This window comes from Psychroflexus sp. MES1-P1E (assembly GCF_002836055.1).
Lineage (GTDB): Bacteria > Bacteroidota > Bacteroidia > Flavobacteriales > Flavobacteriaceae > Psychroflexus.
Genome location: NZ_PJBS01000308.1, coordinates 45,389 through 67,468, shown reverse-complemented (window position 1 = coordinate 67,468; position 22,080 = coordinate 45,389). Strand labels below are relative to the sequence as shown.

The following is a 22,080-nucleotide window of genomic DNA, read 5'->3' as shown; positions in this document are numbered from 1 at the left end:
TTAATGGTTAAGCATAATTTCATTTTTTACTGGAGGCATTTGCACGTCCAGTAGAAGATCTTCCAAGCTTCCGTTATAAGTCTTGGTCATTTTGTTTTTACCGCGCTTAAAACCTTCGAATGTGCCTTTATCCAATTCATCCCAAATGACATATTTAGCTTCTCCATCTACTGTAAATAGGCCGAAAAAGTTCTCAGAACCTTTTGGGTTGTGTTCATCCTTCCAGGGTTCGTCAAAAGCTTCAAAATAGAAGCATTTTATTTTGTTTTTCGAAGCCCATTCTCGCATTTTGTTATAGTATAAAGCTTGCTTATACTCATCTGATGCCTTTGAGCCATTTTCACCATAAAAACCAGCAGAGACAGTTGCCCATCCTGTTTCTCCAATGTGCACAGGTTTTTTCACCTCTAAAGTCTCCAAATAGTTCACAACACTATCATACTGAGAGATAGCATAACTCAAAGAACGAGTCATCACTTTATCTAGTTGTTTGGTGTTACTCAGTTTTTTTTCTTTTGGAAGTACTCCCCAAAACACAGGATTATAGTGTGTATCATGCATTGGATAGGTATGGATAGAAAGATAATCTACCGCTTTAATAAGCTCTTCAAGCTCTGGAGTGTGGTATTCATTTTCTCCACCGCCCCAAGACGCAAAATTATCTGAACTCGTAATCCATAAATCCTTATCTATTTTGCCTTCTTGTTTTAAATCTTGTAGGTGTTTTACCCATTTTAAAATAATATGTGGCTGAACGAAATACGCGGAGGCCCATTTTACCATGGCTTCATTGCCCACCGCAATTATTTTTACAATATCTGGGTATTGATTCGCTAGTTCTACAGCTCTGTCGATTTCTATAGCGTTATGTTCGCTTCCCTCGTTGTGGTTGAGTGGCATTTCGGTCCATGCATTTTTACAATCGATCCAAGCCCCGAGCATCATATACATTTCAAATTCAGGATTAGCTTTCTTCAGCTCGTCAATCGCTTTTAAAATATTGGCGGCATGGGGTAGCCGAACATTATAGGTTCGTAGTATGCGAATATTCATAGCATGAAGAATTTTTAAATCTTCTTTAAGCTGTTGAATGGTGGGTTGCTCTTTGCGCGTCTTTTTTCTGTAGCCACCGTAAGAAATTGCTAAAAACTCTGGTTTACTAAGAATTTCTTTAGCAGTTAAATTTCTGTTATTTTGCATAGGGTTATCCTCTTTTTGAGATGTTTGACAAGAAGCCAGTAAAACAAAGCTTATTACTAAAAGTATATTTTTTACTGGCTTCATGACTCTTTATTTTAAAACAGACGCTTCAATATAAACATGAATTATTTCAACTATATCTGAGCGGTTAAAAACGTCTTGACTGATTTCCTTAGGCAAGTGAAGTCCTTCAATCTCTTCTGAATTTTTAGTATAGAATTTTACTTCTATTTTGTTTTGATTTGAAATAGAGTATATTATTGGGACTTGGCAAAAGGTAAATCCTAGTGAATTTTGTTTTAGTTGAAGACGATGCTTTTCATCGCTAAGGTCTACATATCTGAAAATATGTTCGTCTTCTAAAAATTCAGTTTTTCTCAATAAATCGGGTTTAAATTGGATTCCCCCTTTATAAATATGAACACCTAATTCCCTAAATCGACTTAAAATGTCTTCCTTTACTTGACCTGTCATTCCAGGTTGCTGTGCGCCTTTTCCCTGCGGAGTATGAGAATAAGGATCCGTCGGAAATGCGCCATATAAGTTAGGAGATTTATGAACACCTATGCCTTCATTTATTTCATAATAGTGCTCTAGTAATCGACCGATAACTTCCGCAGATGCTTTAGCATTTATGGCTTGTATACAGGTTTCTAAAACCGCTAATTGCAGTTTTGATACCATATGCCAATAAATAGACCCTAAGCCCTCATACCCATAAAAAGTTCCGGAACGACCTGTGAATGATTTATGGTTAAAAACTTCTTCATAGACCTTGAGTAATTGGTCCATCTCTTTTTCTGCTAAAGTTGAATAGGCTTCGTCTTCTAAAGATAATAAAGCTTCTTTTAATTTCTTAGCATTATTAAAATTGCCATTAAAGTGATAATTGTTTTTTACATCTTTCTCAATTATACCTTTATGCTCATCTTCCACAAGCTTTTTAAGCAATTTTGACGATTTTACAGAAGTTTCTGGAACATTATTTCGGTCCAAAAAACCATTTAAGTTTTTGTAGGGGTATAATAAATAACTGTATTGGTCAGGTCTAAATAAAGCACTTCGTTTTAGGGCATCAAGTAAAGTTAAAGCCTGATTTGAATCTAGGTAGCCTGAACTTAATACAGCAACTTGACCTTCGAGCATCTCAGAAAGGTAATCTATGGAGACCTTATCTTGATTAACCGTCATTAGATTATAAGCGTGGTATAGGTCGTCAGTCCGTTTATTTGCCTCAATGGCATGTTCTAGATACACTAAACTGGTAGTGATAAATTGACCAATTTGTAGGGAAGAGACTTGAGTTTTACGTCCTGAAAAGCCGGTAGTGTAAACTTGAGTTCTATAGACACTGGCTGCTTCACCTAGTTCGTCCAAAACCTCTTTACGTTGGTGATCACTAAATTTACCTTCTGTTAAATGTTTATTCTTAGCGAATGTTTTTTCCATTTTGGTAAACATCTCAGCTAGTTCTTCAGAAATTTCATAGTTTTCTGAGGCATCGACGTCTTCAAAAATCGATTTAAAAAAGTCTAGAAATCGTCTTAAATAGGCTAAGGTGACCATAGATACGCCATTGCCGACTAAAGCATTGTTAGCATCGTTCCATTCTGGGCGTTGGGTATTCATCCATATTCCCGCTTCAGGAATAAAGTTGGATAATTTGGCTAAAGTTGTAGCTAGTATTTTTTCAATAAAATTGACGTGAATAATTTTACCTCTTTTATTTTGAAGTAATGCACCATCAGCTCCAATTTTGTTGCGTTTACTTCTAATTTTAGCATCGGCTTTATGATCAAACTCTATGGTGTCTTTTGGATCGTTTAGAATGTCCTGATATGACTTTATCCTGTAAGGAACATTAGCATAAACAAACTGAGATTTGTTGAATAATTGCGCTAAATTTCCTGGTTGATAGTCTTCATAAAATTCTAAGAACTTAAGCAAATAGATAATTTGATGATCCCCCCAATACCCTATGTAAGACCAAGGATCGTCTGGCTCTATAGTTTCCCAATCAAAGCCATCTTTGGTGACACGATAAGGGTTGTAACCGTCAAAAGTTGTAGCATTTAAAAACTTGTAAATCATACCTTCAATAAATTGAGGATAGGAGTGTACTAAGCTTTCCCAATTCTGAAAGATATCACGCCAGTTGCCTTCGTAATCAAGAATTTTAGAACCATTTTCGTCTTTGGTATTTATTGAAAATTGATTCCATGGTCGACTTGGATCTCCATGTCTACGGCTAAATTTTAGAGGCAAGTATTCATAGGAAAGCCTAGTGAAATCATCATTATTTTGATCTTTAGCTAAATCCTTCAGATCTGATAACGAAAAATTATCAGGTAAGGCTTTAATCTTTGCATCAAATTTTTTAGCCAATGGAGCGTTTGCTTTGAGGATATAGTTTTTAAAGTCCCATCGCTCAATCTGGTAATTATTATCAAAAATTCCTCCACGCATGATATTAAACATGGTGTTGGAATAATGACGAATATCTCTCAAGTTGTCATTAGAGCGTTGAAGTCCGTCTGCAGCCGCATTTAGTCGAACTAATTTCTCTGTCCCAGAATTTATATCTTCTTCTATTAGATTTAAAAGATTATCTTGGAGTAAATCTTGCTGAAGTTTTACTACTGAAGCAGTATTATAATTAACATCAGCACCAATATGCCATGTTATAGTCTCATCCGCTTCTAGTTGAAGTGTTTTATTAATAAAATAAGCTCCTTTTTCTGCTTTAACATCAGTTTCTTCAGTCAAGTTTTTTCCTGTCCTGAAGTTTTCAAGTTGTAAAGAGGAAAGGAGGTGGGTAGGGTTTTCAATTCCCAGAGACCAAGTCACATTGGCTTTTAAAGCTTCACTAGGTTCGGCTTTATCTACTGGTACAGCACTAAGTGCAAAAATGCCTAAGCCTGTTTTTTTATCAAGCTCGTTGCGTTTATAAGCATCAACCAAATTACTGCTTTGAGTTTGCAAATCACTAACGACACCCGCCGGTAGAATGTTTTGCAGCCCATCTACAACTTCAACTTTTATAGGAGTAGAGTTATGGCTAACCAATTGAGATTTTTTAATAAAACCAAATTGATCACTAGTTGACCATCGGTATGTGAAAGTAAGGTTTAAGCTGTGGTTGATTTCTTCAAAAAACAGTTTATTTCCATAAATGTTTTTATAGATATTTCTGGTAATCTGATACTGTTCTACAAAACGGTTTGAAAAAGGTTCCCAGACATTAATAGCATCATTCAAGTGAACTCTAAAAATAGTTTTACTTCCTGTATAATTTGCCGATTCGGTAATTTTATCGTCGGTGTAATATGGGAATAAAGCATATTCTGCATTTCGTCTTCCTGCTGTTAAGCCTCCATTGCTAGAAATAAACATCCAGTGGTTAGAGTCGCTTACTATACTCATGAAAAAAGGTCTCATGGCATCGTTGTTATTAATTTTAAGGAATTTCTCACCGTTTAACCTTACTTGCTCTAAGTTACTAGTTTTAGACGTTTGATCTTTAGTCATATTGTCTTCAATCATTACTTTACTATTTGGTTTATTTTTTAATTTAGGAACAAAACGCTAAAGGTTTAGGTTACCGCTTGTCCTAAATCTGTTTAATTCTTGTGTTTATCTTACTTTTTGATCTTAATTATATTTTAGACTTAAAGTATGTCTAGTTCTAAATAGATACCGTGTTCTTATATAAACTATTGTAAATTTAAAGAGACATTATCTATTCTCACAAGACCTGCATCTCCATTAGAGTCAAATAAAACTCTAGCGTCAAGAGCTCCAAATTCCTGTGAGCTTAGTGTGATTTCAAATTGTTGTTGTGTATCAGTAAGGTTTACAGTTTGGGTATCATTTGAAAAATCACCTCCACTAAGACCTATACCGGCAATTAAAGTTCTATCACCATCTGACCAGGCTTCGAATGTTAAGACATAAATTTGATCTTGTGTGATAGCAACCTTTTGACTTACATTAACTAAAAATGGTTGATTTGGGTCGGGGTTAGTAATGTTAACTTCATAAAAAGAATTATCATTTTCTGTAACAACTGGTGCGGGTGCACTATCATCTACACCTACTATCCAGCCTTCCGAACCATTTTCAAAGTTTCCGTTAATGATCAAGATGATCTCAATTTCGATGATATCTTGAAAAGCTGCTATTTCACTGTTTTCATTACTTACTGTAAGCTTTACATCGTAGGTGCCACTGGCATCATAAGTTTTTTCAGGATTTATGACTATCGATGATGTTCCATCGCCAAAATCCCAATTATAGGACGCCGCATTTTCTGATAGATTGATAAAGGTGACTGTTCCTTGGCTCTGATTAACGGTTTGAGTAAACCTTGCAACTAATTCTGTAGATATACCAGTATCATCCTCCTCACAAGATTGAAAAGATAATCCGATACATAACAGACAAATAACAAGCGTACTATATTTCAAGATTTTCATAGTTCTAGTTTTAATTATATACTCTTACATAATCTACAATCATGCTTTGAGGAAATACAGTTTCACTATTAGGATTCCCAGGTAAATTACCACCAACAGCAATATTTAATATGATGTAAAAAGGTCTATCAAATACCCATTCTCCTTCTCCATCCGTTTCTTCTGCTATGTCCTCTCGAGTGAGAGTTTGGTATATATTTCCATCAACATAATAGTTGACGGAAGTCGGCGACCACTCAATCCCAAACACATGAAAACCTGTATCAAAACGATCGTTTTCAAGAGTGAATTCTTTAGAAATTGATTCTGCCCCTGAAAACCCCGGACCATGCAAAGTTCCAAATACATTGGTGGGTTCGTCTCCAAGATATTCCATAATATCTATTTCGCCTACAGCAGGCCATTCTTCTAAAACTTCTTCACCATCAACCATCGTGGTTTCAGGCACTCCTAAAAGCCAAAACGCAGGCCAATAGCCTTGTCCATAAGGCAATCTAATACGGGCTTCAAAACGTCCATATTGCTGTTCAAGCAAACCTTCAGTAGTTAACCTCGCTGAGGTATAATTTCTATTTTCAAATGATTCTTGTCTAGCTGTAATAAGGAGCACACCGTTTTCAACAATTATATTTTCGGATCTATCGGTATAATATTGAAGTTCATTATTACCCCATCCAGGGATATTTTCTGCTGTACCATCACCAATATCATAATTCCAATTTTGAGAATTTGGTGCTCCATCCACATCAAACTCGTCAGACCATACTAGATTATCTAGGGTAGTGACTTCTTGTGTTTCGTCTAGATCGCAACCTATAAAAACCAATAGCAATCCTGTTAAAAAAATAGGGGCTGCATATTTGTAAATTATATAATTAAATATACTTTTCATGTCTTCTGAAATTAAATTATTAAGGAACGTAGAAATAAATATTATCTAATATAAAGTCGGGACCACCAACCAAAATAATACCAGCCAAATTATCTTTTTGGTTCGCAATATTCCCAGCTAAAGGGATTTCTATAGAATTCCACTCACCAGGGTTTAAATTATTTATTGTTTGTCTATAATCACGGTCATCGTTTATCGGAAATCCATTATTATTTGAATCAATAATTCGATCATCACCTGCATCCCTTATTTGAAACTCAATTGATCTATTTTCATCTTCTATAAAAATATCAACGTGCATAAAAGAAAGATTACTAGCATCTACAACACCATCAAATAGTATCCCAGTGAAATTATTTGTTGAATAAACCAGTGTTTGGTCATTAAATGGTTCGCTAATAGTATTATTTAATCTTTCAAATAAACTTACTTGAGTGGTAGAACCACCAAAACCAGGGTCAAAATTTATTAGAACAACGTCTTGATAACTGTCACTAAACACAGATTTTACATTGTCTGGTAGAAGTGAAGGAATAGGAGCGAAGGGTAGCGACCCTAAGGAGGTGATTTCGTAAGATCCCTGAACATTTGCATTATCTATAGTTGCACTGATTAAAGTTGTTCCTGAATCCCCAATAATATTTATTACGGGTTCACTTGTAAAACCTATTTCTGCTACAGTTGGATCTGAATTTTGAAAATCAAAGTATAAAGGACTTGTTGCGACCTTTACATTTTCTCCTGTTTCAAGGTTAAACGTTGTTGAAATTCCAAACAAATTTATTTTTGAATCTTGAAAACTCGTAGTAGACAAATCTTGTCCATTAAATAGTAAAGCTTCTGTTAGCAGTAGTGTGCTTAATTTCTCAAATTTTATTTCATCCAACCAAAATGTCCAACCAATTTCGTTACCATTTGGTTCGTCATCAACTATATCTAAACCACCAGCCGCGAACAAGAACATACCTCTCTCTTGAGTTAATTTTGAAGAATTAGGAATAGGTATTGTATATTTTTTCCAGTCTGTTGTTAGCTGTATAGCAGTTCGACTTGCAGGATATTTATCTTCTAGAAAATCCGTTCCAAATCCAACTTGACTTATGATTCCTGTTGCAGACCCTTTAGCCCAAAAAGTTAAGGCATCATAGCCTGTTAAATTTCTACCCTCACCTCGATCTCTAAAGATTCCCCCAACAAAATTCCCGTTGGGATCATCTGGTGAAGGAACATCAATTCTAATTGAAGAGGATCCTAGATAAGCTTCATTATCGTCCGTACCAAAGGCCTCTGTGTTTGCACCTTCTAACGGATCAAAGGATATAAAAAACTCATCTGTAAGTCCTACGGGATTATCTGTAAACACATCTGCTGTTGTAGGAAAAGTTGCAAGTATAGCAGCATCAGACACTTCTCTTTCACAACTGGTTGTTACTATCATAGACAGTAAAAGAAGTCCTATTAATTGTAGATATTTTAATTTGTTATGTATCATTTTAACTATTATTTACCGATGTTAAATCTTATATAAGTCATGATCTCCCACTCGGATCCATTAGGAAATCCAACAGCGCTGAGGATAGGGTCAGCATTAAAAGAACCAATGGGTGTGTTATTTGGAGAAAATCGAGGAGAAAATTCATTTAAAGATCTCCAGATGCCTCTAATCCCGATTTGTGTACTTGGTAATATATACCATTGTGGCATCCCTAAAGTAGTAGATAAGTCAAGCTGCAATTGCAGAGGAAATGTCAAGTTAAAATCTCTGTGGTAATCAAAAGGACCCCAGTCGTTTACTTTTACATCTCCATTAATGATAAATTTTTTGTAAAACACGTTTAAATTTGCCCCAAACCTATCGGTGACAAGTCTTTGAGAATCTCCTCGCCCTTGTCCATTTCCATAATAGAAGGCACCTACAATCCCCAATTCTGGGCTTAATTTAGAAACAATTCTTGCGTGAGCCTCATAGAGGTCTTCAGCAGGAACAGAAGTCCCAAAGGCTAAAAACTCACGAGTGTCTAGAAAACCTATATGTGCATCCATTGTTGTAGGCAGATGTCTAAAGACAAATCCAGCGCTTATAGCAAATTCTGCATCTTCAGATACATTATTATTCCAGTCATACATATAAGTTCCAGGGGTAGGGTCGTATGTAAATAGAATTTCACCAGCGGTTGTTTCTCTATTCCATCTTACCGCAAAAGGATCATCTATAAAATTCCTTAATCGTCCAGGGGCCTCTCCGTTGTTAGGCATTGGATCTACTAGCGGTTTTTGCCATAAAAAATTTGGGGCTATTTGCCAATTCCCAATATTGTAGGTCATGCCCGATAAAAAATTGCTTTGGTTTCCGCTCCCAGTATCTTTGAGTTTCCATCCAGTAAACGTTATAGTTGGATCAGCACTTCCATTGGCCACAAGACCCATGATTGAACCTTGTGCATACCACTTAAACTTACCAGCCTCGTAGGTTAATTTTGCTTTTCCACCCCAATTATCATTTGAGTTAATTTCATCTACGACAATCTCTCCTGCATCATTAATATCTTGGTAAGCACTTCCGTTTAAAGGTCTTCCAGCCCAAAGGCTTCCAAAGGTTAATCCAAACTTTCCAAAATCCCGTTCAAAAGCAAGGGTTGCTCTTTCCATTGGCCAAGGCGGAATCACCCCACTCCTAACCTGATTTTGATCTAAAACACGTCGTCCATTTTCATCAAATTCTAAGTCTGTTTCTACATCTCTATTATAAATCCCTGTAATATCCCACTTGGCGATAGTTTTGGAATATTTAAACAGCATGGTTGGATTAGCCCCCCACCACAATTGTGGACCTAGAGCTGCTTTTAAGCCTTCTAACTTCCCTTTAGCATCCACTTCAATGCCTGAAATGATACCGCCGTAGAGATCTAAATTAGGGCCGTAGTTAGCTTCGGGATATAATCCAAAGATATCACCTTCATAACCCCAATGGTAATGTCCTGTTCTGTAAAAGCCTCTTAAATCAAAATTGTCATTTTTCCATTCAAACTCTGCTTGATAAACCTGTAAATTATTATTGTCTTGAAGGATAACGTCCCCCTCTGGTGAGGTTACAGTTAATGGTCTGGCCCTATTTTCGTAGAAAATCTCGTTGATAGGATTATCCGCAACATCACCTACAATATTAAAGTCTACATTAAAGTTAATGTTTGGAGCTGGTTGTCCACCCACTCCTATAAAATAAGACTGCATTTGATCGAACCCAAGTTGGTTGGGGTACGAATTGTCATTTGGATTTGGGTTATCTGGAGTAGTGATTAAACTACCTCCTGTATAAAATGTAGATAAATATGCTGCTATTCTACTAATACCTACTTTTTGAGAATCTCCACCACCCAATGCTGCTTTATCACCTCTAGCTCGTAACACAGCATCGGTTAACGAAATATTGCTAAAATAGTTATCAACAAATTGAGCATCAACCCCTTCTGCATAAGGATTTAATTGATGTGCCTCCTTTAAGGCATAGTAAGCAGCACGTGGATATAACTCGTATAAACCTCTTGAATTTGTTGCTCCTTTTGCACAAATCCCAAACCATTCTTCATTCATGTTATTTTTACCTTCTTCATAGTCTCTATCATAACCACCGTTAGACCAAGAGGCGTTACTATCGTGAACATCAAGATTTTTAGTCTGTCCGTATTTCCACCAGCCGTCGCTAAATTGAAAGGTAAACCCCCCAATGGAGTTCCCTGCTTTTCCTAATCCAGCAGCATTTTCATAGATATCTTTCCAGTTATTAACCATGTAGTAAGCCTGAGATTTTTGATCTTCCTGATTCTCTAAAGCATTGAAAGCATCTGCACCGAACTCTGTAAATAGAACAGGTTTGCCATAAACCTCTTTAATCGTCTCAAAAGAATCACCAAAAGACTTACCGCGATACATGTTGGTTCCATAAATATCTACATCGGGACATTCTTCGGCGATAATATCTATAAATAGAACATCACCATTACAAATAGCCACCGGTAAAGAATCATTTATGTCTTTCATTTTAAGAGCGGCTTCGTTCATTAAGCGATACATTGGTCGTCCTCTGTTTTCTCCAACAGCTCTCTTTTCATCTTCCTCATCTGGAAAATCTTCTGTTTCAGCACCTGCCCAAAATAAGCCGTAGTTGTTTTCATTTCCTAAAAGAAAAAGTAAAAGACCGGGTGTTCCTTTGTAATCATTAGCTAGTTCAGTTATTTCTGAAAGAAGTAATTTCTGAGTTGCTGGATCATCATATTTAGTGACAGGAGTCCAGTTCCCATCAATAGTTAAACCATATCTACCAAAAGAATGGTTTAACATGGTGTAAATACCATAATTTTTATAGATGTATTCTATCCATTTTGGCTGTATGCCTGTATACAACCTAATGGTATTTACTCCCATATTTTTAAGCAAGCCCATTTCAGCATCTAGGGCTGCTTTTATGACATCGTCTGATTGATTCCATAAACTGTAATTGAAATTTGTTCCTCTAGGAAAGTAGTCCCAGTTCATACCGTTAATCATAAAGTCATTACCATCAACTTGTAGTTTCATCCCTTGGTCATCTGTGGAGACTGAAACTTTTTGAGACTGAGAAAACCCCATTACAGTAGAGAGCAAGACAACACTTATAAATAGAATTTTTTTCATGTGTTAGATATTTGTTAATCCATGTACATCAAACTTAAAGGTTTGAGTTGATAATTATTTAAAAAAATACACTACAAAAAACATACATGTTAAAAAATAAGTAGTTTTATTGAGTTATTCTTAAAATTAGTTACTAAAGTCTTGCTATATCTAATAAGCTAAAGACGTTCAATATAAATATTTGTTAATAAAACTAAAAATGTATAGGTAATGTATAGGTAATTAATGCTCTTGTAAAGGTGTTATGGATCTTATATATGGGTGGTCAAGCTATTATTTCATCTAAATCGTTTCTTTTTTCGCAATCGATATCGCTTATATTGAGACTTTTAATACAGATGTTTAAGTGGTGAGTACGTTTTAAAAATTAAAATAAAAAAAGCGTGTATGACTCTCAATTTCTAGAAGAAGTCGGTAGCATCTATTAAATTAGTCGTTTTTTGTTCACGATAGTATTGAATAATCTTTGAAAATTATTTCGCTGAGATAATAGGCATAGAGCAGTGAGAATTATCCAAGTAGGCTTGAGGCTTTTTTATTGACTAATCCCGAAAAATTTATTTCCTGCGAATTCTATCGTTAACCAATTGGGGAAGTAATCGCATAAGTTCAAACTCATAGAGGAGTATGTATAAGGCTGGAATTCGATTTGGTCTACTCTTTTATATTGGAATTTAGTTGTCTTCTATGCAACTCATAGGATTTACTCCAACTCGTGATGTAATACCAATTTAGTTTTTAAATATCATATTAAAAATTTGAATTATACTACGACATAGCTCAGCACAGGTTTTCTACTTAGTTGAGGAAAAAAATATAAGCATAGCACTAGTTACGGTTCTATTTAATGACGATTAATAAGTGAAAAAGAAACTTATTTTATCCGACACTGGAATACTATATTGTTATAAGATAGCATATCAATATATCCTTCATTATCTATGTTAAGTAGTTTTTGATAATCTTTAATAATTGGAAATATCGATCTTGTATCATAGTTTAGCTCCATTGTGTTGATGAAATTACATAAAAAACAACCCCCTGTTTTTTAAAAACAGGGGGTTGAAAAATTAATATAAATTCTACCTTAGAAACTAATATTCAATTGAGAAAAGACTCGAGTTCCGTCAATACCAAACTGTGTGGTTTGCCATGGGTACTTAAATCTTCCTACGAAATCTAAATTTCTATCTTGAGGTGTTCCTCCAGTTGATGCATAAGCTTCCGCAAAGGTATCAGGGAAAACATCAAATAAATTATTCACGCCTAGAGTAAAATTGACTTTATCTGTAAACGCATAGTTAACGCTCAAATCTGTCAAGGTTTTACCTCCATAGGTTGCATCATTGTTAACACCATTTATAGGAGCAACTGGGTGTCTGTAAGTCACAGAACCATAATACATCAAAGATACATTTGCGGTAATCTTATCGATTTCATAACTAGCCGTAGCAACCACTTTTTCTTGAGGTCTCCAGCTTTCAACTCTGGATATATCTTCTCTTGAAAATATAGCATCTCCTAAATCATTGTTTTCAATGAATGCAGGAAAATTTGTGCCTTGTACTTCTGTTTCATTGAAGTTAGCAGCTATACTACCACTTAAGAAACCTCTACCCAACTCTATATTACTGTAACTATATACAATATCAATTCCTTTGGTTCTTGTATCTATCGCATTCAAGAAAAAGCCAGCAGAACCTACTCCAACATTCTCTAGGGTCTGGTCTATAGGACTGTTTGGATCTCCTGTGGCTGTAACTTGCCCAGAGAGTGCAATCCTATCATCCACATCAATTTGGTAAGCATCTATAGTGATCCCAGAATTTTTATTGAATCTATAGGTTAAACCACCACTTAAGTTAAAAGACGTTTCAGCGTCTAGCTCAGGAATACCAAGGGCTCTTAATGCAGGGTTGGCATTGTTTAAAATTCCATTTTGCTGTACTCCATTGGTTGTTAAGGTTGTTGTTGTAGCAGTATAGTAGACTTGGTGTAAAGATGGCGCTCTAAAACCACTACTTACAGAACCTCTTATCACCAATTTATCATCAGCAAGTTTATATCTGGAGCTTAATTTCCAACTTACATTAGAACCAAAATCACTATAATCTTCATAACGTAAAGCACCACTCACTAAAAATGATTCTGTAAAATCTGCTGTGATGTCTGTGTAAAATCCAATATTAGATCTGTAATCGTCTGATGCATTTTCTGGGCTAAAACCTCCAAAAGATTCTGAACCTGTTCTGCCTCCTTGTGCATCGGGAGACCCTCCGTCTCCGTAAGAAGCAAATTCACCTTCTTCGGTTACGAAGTTTTCTGTTCTGTGTTCTAAACCAAAAGCAACTGATAAAGCTTCAAGTCCCGCATCGTAAAAGGTTCTATTAATGTCCAAATTATTAACCACATGGCTAAATTCATGAGCACCATTATAAAAATCAGAAGGACTACTTCCAGCAAAAGACTGGTTAAATGAATCTTCTATATAATAATCAATTCTATTTTTACCTAAAATAGAACTTACGTCGAAATTCCACTCATTAAAGGTTGTTTTTAAACCGAGTGCAAAGGTATGATCTCGAATTTGAGGGGCCATTTTAGCTAAAAAGAAATCTTGATCTGGATAGATGGCCTCAAATCCAGGTACCCAATAGGGTACTCTTGCAAACTGGGGCGCAGAACCTTCCCTGTCTGTGAGTGTACCAAAAGAATAAACTTCTGTATTGGTTTCTTCATCTAAAGTAAAACCTAGGTTATAAGCAAAATTATTAATAGTCATATTGGGTAAGCCCACTTGGAAACCAGCGCTTGGATTTCTACCTAAGAAAGACGTCAAATCATTTGTGTTAAAAGCTGAATCGTCTGTTACACCCCAATAACCAGCTTCATCTTCAACACTTGTAATTTCTCCTGCGCGTTGCGTAGCCTTAGAGTCCATGTGACTCAATGTGAAATTGGCGTAGCCTTCAGGCCCAAGATCTATACCGAAGCCAGATTCCACTTGGTACTGTTCTCCGTCGCCTCGAGTCGTAGAACTATACCCCGTATTTATAAAAGGGTCTACATCTTCCTTCATCACTAGATTAATGACACCAGCAATAGCATCAGATCCATACTGTGCTGCTGCACCATCTCTCAAAACTTCTACACTTTCTAAAGCTGCGGAGGGAATAGCTTTCATATCTACCCCAACCTCTCCTCGGCCTGGAGTGACATAACTGTAAACAAGTGCACTGGCATTTTTCCGTTTTCCATTTACCAATACCAAAGTTCTACTAGGAAAAAGACCTCTCAAACCTGCAGGGCTAAAGTGAGCAGCTGCATCAGATACGGGCTGTTCTGTTGCATTGTAGGAAGGGACACGTAGCATCAATTGTTGATCTACTGTCGTTTTACCTGTTTTTTGTAGCTCTTTTATTTTAAAATTATCTACAGCTACAGGAGAGTCAAAAGAGGTTCTCGGCTTACCTCGAGTACCTATAACAACCACGGCATCAAGTTGTCCAGCATCGGGCTTCAATTGAACTGTTACGTTGGATTTTCCCTCTACATTCACTTCCTCATTTTTAAAACCTACATAGGAGATCACAAGGAATTTTGAACCTTCAGGAACCTGTACTGTAAAGTTTCCGTCAAAGTCAGTTTGTGCGCCTACGCTGGTTCCTTTCACAATGATGTTAGCTCCTGGTAGCGGATTTCCTTCTGGTCCTACAACCATTCCAGTTACTTCTCGGTCTTGGATAGCATCAGTAACAATTTTAGCATTTGTAATGCCAGCTGTTAGGACTACTTGATTTCCATTGAAGGTATAATCGAAGTTGACTTGCTTGCTAATTTGACCTAAAATGTTCTCAAAAGCCTCGTTCTTGGCTTTTATACTTACTTTTTTATTCTCATCAATTTCATTTATATCATAAAAGAAATTGAATTTTGACTTTGATTTGATGTCGTTTAAAACATCAAGAAGCGTTGCATCTTCGTAAGCAATAGATATGTTCTGTTGCAGTTTTGGGTTTGCAAAACTTGGGTTAACAACAAAGAACGATAAGAATACTATGAGCATCGCTTTTAGAGTTGTCATACGTAAAATTGAACATCTCCGATGTTCAAATCTTTTTGTGTAAATTTTCATCATAAAGTGTTTTAAATTAATACTTGTGTTGAACTACTGGTTGTTGATCTGCTTAATCCTTTGGGTTTTTATTAAAAATTCGAATGTGTTTTCCATCTATAGAAAAGCTAAATTTTGAACTAAGGGCAATGGTTTTTAAGGTTTCGGCAAGAGATTCATCTTTAAATTCCCCTCTATAGGTTTTCTTCCATAAATAATCCAATTCGTTTGTAATTGTAATATTGTATTTGCGTTCTAGTTTCTTTTTAAGCTCAAGAAAGGAAAGACCGTCGACAATCAAAATGTTATCCATCCAACTGTTATATGCATCAGCGTCTACTGTCTTTTTTTCAAATTTCTGACTTGTCTTTTCAAACACAGCCTGTTGATTTGGTACTAAATCAACAGGGGTATTTTTTTGAAGGCTATTGTAAACTTGAACTTTGCCTTCCATGAGGGTTGTTTCTGATTTAGAATCGTTGGCATAGGAAGAAATATTAAAGTGAGTCCCCAAGACTTTCACACTTACGCTGGGCGTATGGACTATAAAAGGTTTTTGCTTGTTTTTGGAAATCTCAAAATAGGCCTCACCGATCACATTTATTTCTCTGGTTTTGGACTTAGAACTAAATTGTTGTGGAAAGCTTAAGCTGCTTCCGGAATTTAACCAGACTAAGCTACCGTCAGATAGTCTAAGTCTCAATTTCTCACCATATGGTATGTCAATTTGGGTTGTTGAGGTATCTTCTGCACTAGAAGAGTAATCTTCAAAAGATAATATATTATCTAATTGTCTTGCAACAAGTCTACCTGACTTGTCTTTAAGACTTATAGTAGATTTTTTATCGATACGGTGTTGACTTCCATCTGATAGAGTAATTTGGATTTTCCTAAGACTTTCATTAGCCTCTCTTTTATCCGCTATATCGTCTTGCCCTGTAAATAATAATTCTGAATTTTGATAGAGAAGACCTAAACCTATTAAGGCTGTAAAGCTTGCAGCCCAATAAAATATTTTTAATTTTTGATTGCGTAATTGTTTTTTCTTTTGAATTTTTTGATAAAAACGATCAAAGGCTTTATCCGAATCGAAATTTAAGGGTATGACGTATGATTGTGAACGAATACATTTCTTAAAATAATTAAGATTTTTTAAGTCTTTCTTAACCCATTTATTTATTTGAACACTCTCTTTTTTAGAAAGACTGCCCTTTAAATAATTGTCAATAAGTTGGTCTGAATTCATTTATAATTTATGTAAATCTCTTACTTATAAGATGCTGTTTTATTTAAAAACCCCTATCTAACTTTAGATAAATTAAAAATATTTCTTAAATTGCTAAAAGTGATAGATCTTATTTTCATACAAAAACTCAAACAAGGCGATGAAATCGCCTACCAAATACTGTACGATAAATACTACCAATGGCTTTGTAATTATGTCTTTAAGCTTTGTGAAAACAAAAAATTATCTGAAGATATTGTTCAAGATATGTTAATGAAATTTTACGAAAATCGCCTTAAAATTACAATCACAGGTTCACTTAAGAATTACTTATTTACATCTTGTCACAATCAATTTTTACAACATTTAAGAAAAAAGAAAATAAAGTTTGATGATTTAGATACTATTAAATGGGAGGTGATTGCAAGTACAATTAATATTCAGGAAAATCATAAGCAAACCAAACTCAAAAAATTACACCAGTATATAGATGAGTTGCCGCCTAGGTGCAAAGAGATTTTTGTCAAAAATAAACTAGAAAAAACCATCTATAAAGATATTGCTGAAGACATGGATATTTCCGTAAAGACAGTGGAAAACCAGATGTCGAAAGCTCTCAAACATCTCAGAAAGAGAGCTAACCAGTTTATGTTGTAAATTTTGAAAAAACTTTAATCTCCATTATAATTAAAGCCTTAGCGATACAGAGCAAATGGGATTGCTTTATGACTTTCGTTGCAGACTCATGCCAATTTAGACCTATAATGTTGCAATAGATTCTTTTACCGATACGAATTCGTCACAGACTTTTTTTGACTGCTTTTTGTCAAAAATAATTACCGCATCTAAGGCTATGCTGATTATTTTTGATTTCTATCAAACAAAAACCTGTGCTGAGCTACGTCATAGTATAATTCAATTTATTCATACGATATTATAAATCTAATTTGGTCTAATTTATTTTAACCTCCTTTAAGCCAATTTTGTAAACCATCTTAGTAGAGAAGCAAATGTAACCACCGATAAATGGATAGTGTATATGGCAATTGCTAAGGTTTATGATAGAACAGAGATTGACAGCAATAAAGGATTGATTTTAAGGTGTTAAACATAAGGATGCTTCAGGTTAAATATTGGCTAAGAATGGCATATTCTTGGTTTGCAGTGACAGTTTAAATAGATATTTTAATGAATTTTATTTTAGTGTAAATAGGTCACAAAACAAAAAACCATATTTAATAATTTTTGTGTTAAAATAGCTTAGAGCAATCAGTTAAATCAAAAATAACCAACAAGCAACTAACTTCAGATTTCTAAAATTTGATTTCTAATCTGTTTTATTTCAATCATATACAAATTAATTCACTACTTGTGTTCTTGTTATTACTTAATAAAGGATTTAGATACATGCACCTTATGCTTTAGTTTATGTTAGAATTTCCTATCATACTCTTAAAGGATATTAATTGTATTTAATAAGTTTTATAAATTGACCTTCTATGTGCAAGTAATACAAGTTTTCTGCAAATTGAGACAAATCAATTTGCTTGTTATTTCCAGTTAGATTTCCTTCCAATAAAGGTTGACCTAGGGGCGAAATAAGTTCATAATGAACGTCTTTAGGAATTTCTAAATAGACTATGTTTCTGGTTGGATTAGGATAAAATCCAATAGCCAATTGCTGACTATCGATCCCTAAAAATTCGCATTCGAAACTCTGCTCCACCTTAGAGGCAACTGGAGGATTTACTAAGAGATTGTCTGTTAACAAAGGACAATAACAATCGTTATCTTCCACATAGAGTTTAAGCCAAGAAAGGGCTATTCTACCTACAGAACCGCTTCCGCCATTAGGCGTGTTAGCAACGGAGTGATCGCCATTTGCAATTTCAAAGAGTACTTTGTCAGTCACATTCGGTGTTGCATTATAGTGGAGATCTGCGTGCTGTGAAGGAGGAGCTACAGTATCATCTTCACCGCTAAAAATTAGGACTGGACTTTGATGATCGAGTTGAAGATTGTTGAGCCATGGGCATAAGGCGACAACACCAGCGATGCTATTATCAAGAACAGCTGCCCTTTGAGCACCACCACCACCCATAGACCATCCACTTACGGCCAATTGGTCTAAGTTGAGTGCTCCTTCAAGCGGAGAAGAGGCTCTACTATTTTCTTGTTTAATGGTTTCCAAGGCATCTAAAAGTGCATTAGCACGCTCTTCTGGGAAATCAAAAATAGAATTTGTCCCTATAATGATGGTCACAATTCCGTGAGACGCATAAAACGGTCCCCATTCTTCAACACTCGAAGGAAGCGACACAAATCCAGGGACTATTGCAATACTTGCGAAGGGCGGCGTAGCATTGGTTGGGTAGTAAATGGTCGCTTCTAAATAATCTGGACCATTTCGAATTCCATCTGCCTCGGTAAGAGTTTCTACATCAAATGGCCCTGGGTTTGTAAGATTCTCTAAATTCACTTCATCACATTGGGCAATAGCGCTATAGGTAAATAGGGGGGAGATAAAGATAAGTAAGAGGACGAAGTATACGTTTTTCATAGGTTTTTTAAAATATTAGATAAGGTATTCACTCATTTTTATTTTTGAAAGCAATAAAGTAAGACTATAATTTAGTCGGCTTTAAAAAAAACATGATATGCATTTTGTCACTACATTCAATACAACTATTTTATTATCAGTTTTTTAAAAATTGTAATATTTTGAGAGTTGTTTTTTATTTTGAGAAAATAGGTGCCAAAATTGAATTCAGGAAGTAATACTCTTATTTTAGAGTGACTTGCTGCTACTTGTTTTTCATATAAATTTTGCCCTAAAATAGTATAAAAACTTAAATTATAATCTCCATCAATTAAATTTAATATTTCTAAGGGACTTCCCGCTGTTGATGGATTAGGATAAATCGTTACATTTTCATTAGCGTTTTCAAAACTATTAATGTTTAAGAGGGGATTCATTAAAGCTTGAAAAGCATTAATTCTCCCGTGCCCATAATATTGATCCCATCCAAACGTATCCTCTGAATCTCCTACTTGGTCTTCAGAAGATTCCTCTAATACCAATCTAATTTCGTCTACAGTCAAATCTGTATTTACAGATAATAATAAAGAAATTAATCCAGCAACGTGAGGTGCAGCTTGTGAAGTCCCTCCCCAATAATAATTATAATTGGTGTTTGACAAGTGATCTAACCCATAGATGTAATTTCCAGGTGCCACAAAATCTAATTCCGCTCCATAATTACTTCCGCTAGTGTCACTCCAAGAAAATGGATCACTTCTAGTATCGTCAGAATTTGTTGAGCCAATAGCAAAAGCATTTATATATTTGGCGGGGTACTGTATCACCGAGTTTTGATTTCCAGTTGACACCACGACGGGAACATTATTGTCATATGCATAATTAATTGCTTCTTCCAAAAGTGTTGATGATGCATTTCCTCCAACAGACATGTTAATTAGAGAAGCTTCATTATCCACAGCATAGAAAATGGCTTCTGCCCACCAACTATAAAAGCCACTATTGTTTTCGTCTAATATTTTGCATATCATAATTTTAGAATTCCAATTAACACCAGCATATCCTATATTATTATTTCCAGATGCTAATGTAATTCCAGTAACGTTGGTGCCATGTCCATGGTCATCTGTAGGATCATTATCATTATTGGCAAAATCCCAGCCACCAAATAAGTCATCTGAATAACCATTAGAATCAGAGTCAGAGCCATTTTGAGTTTCATTAGTGTTATTCCATATTCTTCCTGAAAATTCAGGATGGTCTAATTTTGAGCCAGAATCTAAAATAGCGACTATTAAATTTGGGTCTCCTTGGGTGATGTCCCAGGCTAAGTCTGTATCAATATCAGCGTCGATAGTTGAATTTGATAACAAAAAGGAGCCATCGTTGTAGTGTGACCATTGGTTGTTAAAATAGAAGTCATTGGGTGTAGTTTGAAAACCATGACCTTTACCAATAAAATCAGGTTCAACATAGATGAATAGTCCTGTTTTTAAATATAATTCTATGAGTTCTTCTATAGGTCTGCTTACATCAAATTCAAGAGCATAAGTGTCTTCTTGGCTCTTATTACCTGTTAACTTTATGGATCTTATATTGTTGTTCTTATTTAACAAATCAATATGAGGCCTATCAAATTTTTGATAGGCCTCAACGCTTGCTTTATTGGGTTTCTTATCGGTTTTAAACTTTACAACCATCCCATTGGTTGTTTGAGCTTCAATAGATCCAGAAAATAAAAAATGGCTACATAAGATACTTATCAAGACTAGAGTTATTTTTTTCATAGTTTTTTAATGGATTGGCGACACTATAAATAGGTTAAATATATGTCTTACATTAAAACTAATTTAAGGAATAAAAATTTAATTTCCTATTTCATAAAGTGAAAGAATCTGATTCCTAGAGTATAAGGCAGTAATCATTGAAGCAATTAATTTGTTAAGATGTTGTCATACGCTTTTTACTTGCTCCTGTCCTTTCCGTTAACCCAATCTATTGTGGGCTCAATCCATTCTTTTAAAGCTTTAAATAAAAAGCTGAGTCCCATTCATCTACTCGGATCTGTTTCCTCAAAATAGTACCATTCCTATAAGGTTTTGCCTGCTTGTCTTTTCCTTGTAATTATTAAAATCAGCCCGATTATAATGAAAGGAATACTTAAAACTTGTCCCATATTAATCAACATTTCACTTTCGAATCCAACCTGATTTTCTTTAAAAAACTCAATTAAAAATCGTGTTTAAAATAGTAAAACTAAAAACACTCCAAATATAAGTCCGTTACCTTTTTCTTTAGCTTTATTCTTATATGTAAAAAATAAGATACCAAATATGAGAAGGTATGAAAAAGCCTCATAGAGTTGAGTTGGATGTCTTGGTATTAAATCATCTCTTTGAAAAACAACGCCCCAGCTTCCATCGGTTGGTTTCCCATAAATTTCTGAGTTCATAAAATTCCCAAATCTTATAAAAGCAGCTGCAATTGGTGCAACAATTGTCACTCTGTCTAACACCCATAAAAAGTTAGTTTTATATTTTTTACAATAGAGAGCGATTGCAATTAAAACCCCCATGGCTCCTCCATGACTAGCTAGTCCTTGAAATCCAATAAATTGATAGGAGTCTCCTATCTTTTTGATAGGGAGAAAAATTTCGACTGGATTTTGAAAATAGTAGGAAGGGTCATAAAATAAACAATGTCCAAGTCTTGCTCCCAAAAGTGTTCCAACAACGATGTAGATAAATAGCTTTTCTAAATTTTCAATTGGTATACTTTCTTTGATGTAAAAGCGTTTTAAAATGAAATGAGCTAAGAGAAGCCCCGTCATAAAAAACAAGCCATAATATTTTAAAGGAAATGTGTCAGTTATCCAAAAAATCACTGGTTCTACATTCCAATTTATAATTTTATCTTTCATTAGTTATGTTAATTAGGATTCATTTTTACTTGATCTAAATAGGT

11 protein-coding genes and 1 pseudogene are annotated in these 22,080 nt (G+C 35.0%); 1 reads left to right on the top strand and 11 read right to left on the bottom strand.

The annotated features are described in order from the left end of the window. From CXF67_RS10945 to CXF67_RS10910, 8 genes are all read right to left on the bottom strand, one after another. Positions 1 to 1,284 carry a glycoside hydrolase family 17 protein gene (locus tag CXF67_RS10945; protein WP_102088782.1) on the bottom strand — a complete coding sequence of 428 codons (1,284 nt, stop codon included), beginning with the start codon at positions 1,282 to 1,284 and terminating at the stop codon, positions 1 to 3. Between the two features lie 6 nt (positions 1,285 to 1,290). After that, positions 1,291 to 4,743, bottom strand: coding sequence for a hypothetical protein (locus CXF67_RS10940; protein ID WP_102088781.1), 3,453 nt, complete (start codon positions 4,741 to 4,743; stop codon positions 1,291 to 1,293). A 170-nt stretch (positions 4,744 to 4,913) separates the two neighbouring features. Continuing rightward, complete coding sequence (locus CXF67_RS10935) at positions 4,914 to 5,675, bottom strand: PKD domain-containing protein (RefSeq protein WP_102088780.1); 762 nt, start codon at positions 5,673 to 5,675, stop codon at positions 4,914 to 4,916. Positions 5,676 to 5,685: 10 nt separating this feature from the next. Continuing rightward, a complete protein-coding gene (locus CXF67_RS10930; RefSeq protein ID WP_102088779.1) occupies positions 5,686 to 6,567 on the bottom strand; it encodes a glycoside hydrolase family 16 protein in 882 nt (293 codons plus the stop codon). 19 nt (positions 6,568 to 6,586) lie between these two features. Beyond that, positions 6,587 to 8,059, bottom strand: coding sequence for a glycosyl hydrolase family 16 (locus tag CXF67_RS10925; protein ID WP_102088778.1), 1,473 nt, complete (start codon positions 8,057 to 8,059; stop codon positions 6,587 to 6,589). 8 nt (positions 8,060 to 8,067) lie between these two features. Next, positions 8,068 to 11,238, bottom strand: coding sequence for a glycoside hydrolase family protein (locus CXF67_RS10920; RefSeq protein ID WP_102088777.1), 3,171 nt, complete (start codon positions 11,236 to 11,238; stop codon positions 8,068 to 8,070). 1,087 nt (positions 11,239 to 12,325) lie between these two features. Then, positions 12,326 to 15,304, bottom strand: coding sequence for a TonB-dependent receptor (locus CXF67_RS10915; protein WP_257984669.1), 2,979 nt, complete (start codon positions 15,302 to 15,304; stop codon positions 12,326 to 12,328). 121 nt (positions 15,305 to 15,425) lie between these two features. Further along, positions 15,426 to 16,598 carry a FecR family protein gene (locus CXF67_RS10910; protein WP_102088775.1) on the bottom strand — a complete coding sequence of 391 codons (1,173 nt, stop codon included), beginning with the start codon at positions 16,596 to 16,598 and terminating at the stop codon, positions 15,426 to 15,428. A gap of 99 nt (positions 16,599 to 16,697) precedes the next feature. On the opposite strand from CXF67_RS10910, the gene CXF67_RS10905 reads away from it, so the two are divergent. Next, positions 16,698 to 17,234 (top strand): RNA polymerase sigma factor, encoded by a 537-nt coding sequence (locus CXF67_RS10905; protein ID WP_102088788.1) that lies wholly within the window; start codon positions 16,698 to 16,700, stop codon positions 17,232 to 17,234. An 805-nt stretch (positions 17,235 to 18,039) separates the two neighbouring features. Here the strand turns inward: CXF67_RS10905 and CXF67_RS10900 are convergent. From CXF67_RS10900 to lgt, 3 genes and pseudogenes are all read right to left on the bottom strand, one after another. Further along, a complete protein-coding gene (locus CXF67_RS10900) occupies positions 18,040 to 19,137 on the bottom strand; it encodes a poly(ethylene terephthalate) hydrolase family protein (protein WP_102088774.1) in 1,098 nt (365 codons plus the stop codon). 125 nt (positions 19,138 to 19,262) lie between these two features. Beyond that, positions 19,263 to 20,903 (bottom strand): S8 family peptidase, encoded by a 1,641-nt coding sequence (locus tag CXF67_RS10895; protein ID WP_102088773.1) that lies wholly within the window; start codon positions 20,901 to 20,903, stop codon positions 19,263 to 19,265. Positions 20,904 to 21,205: 302 nt separating this feature from the next. Beyond that, positions 21,206 to 22,036: pseudogene (lgt, locus tag CXF67_RS10890) on the bottom strand (prolipoprotein diacylglyceryl transferase). Positions 22,037 to 22,080 lie beyond the last annotated feature (44 nt).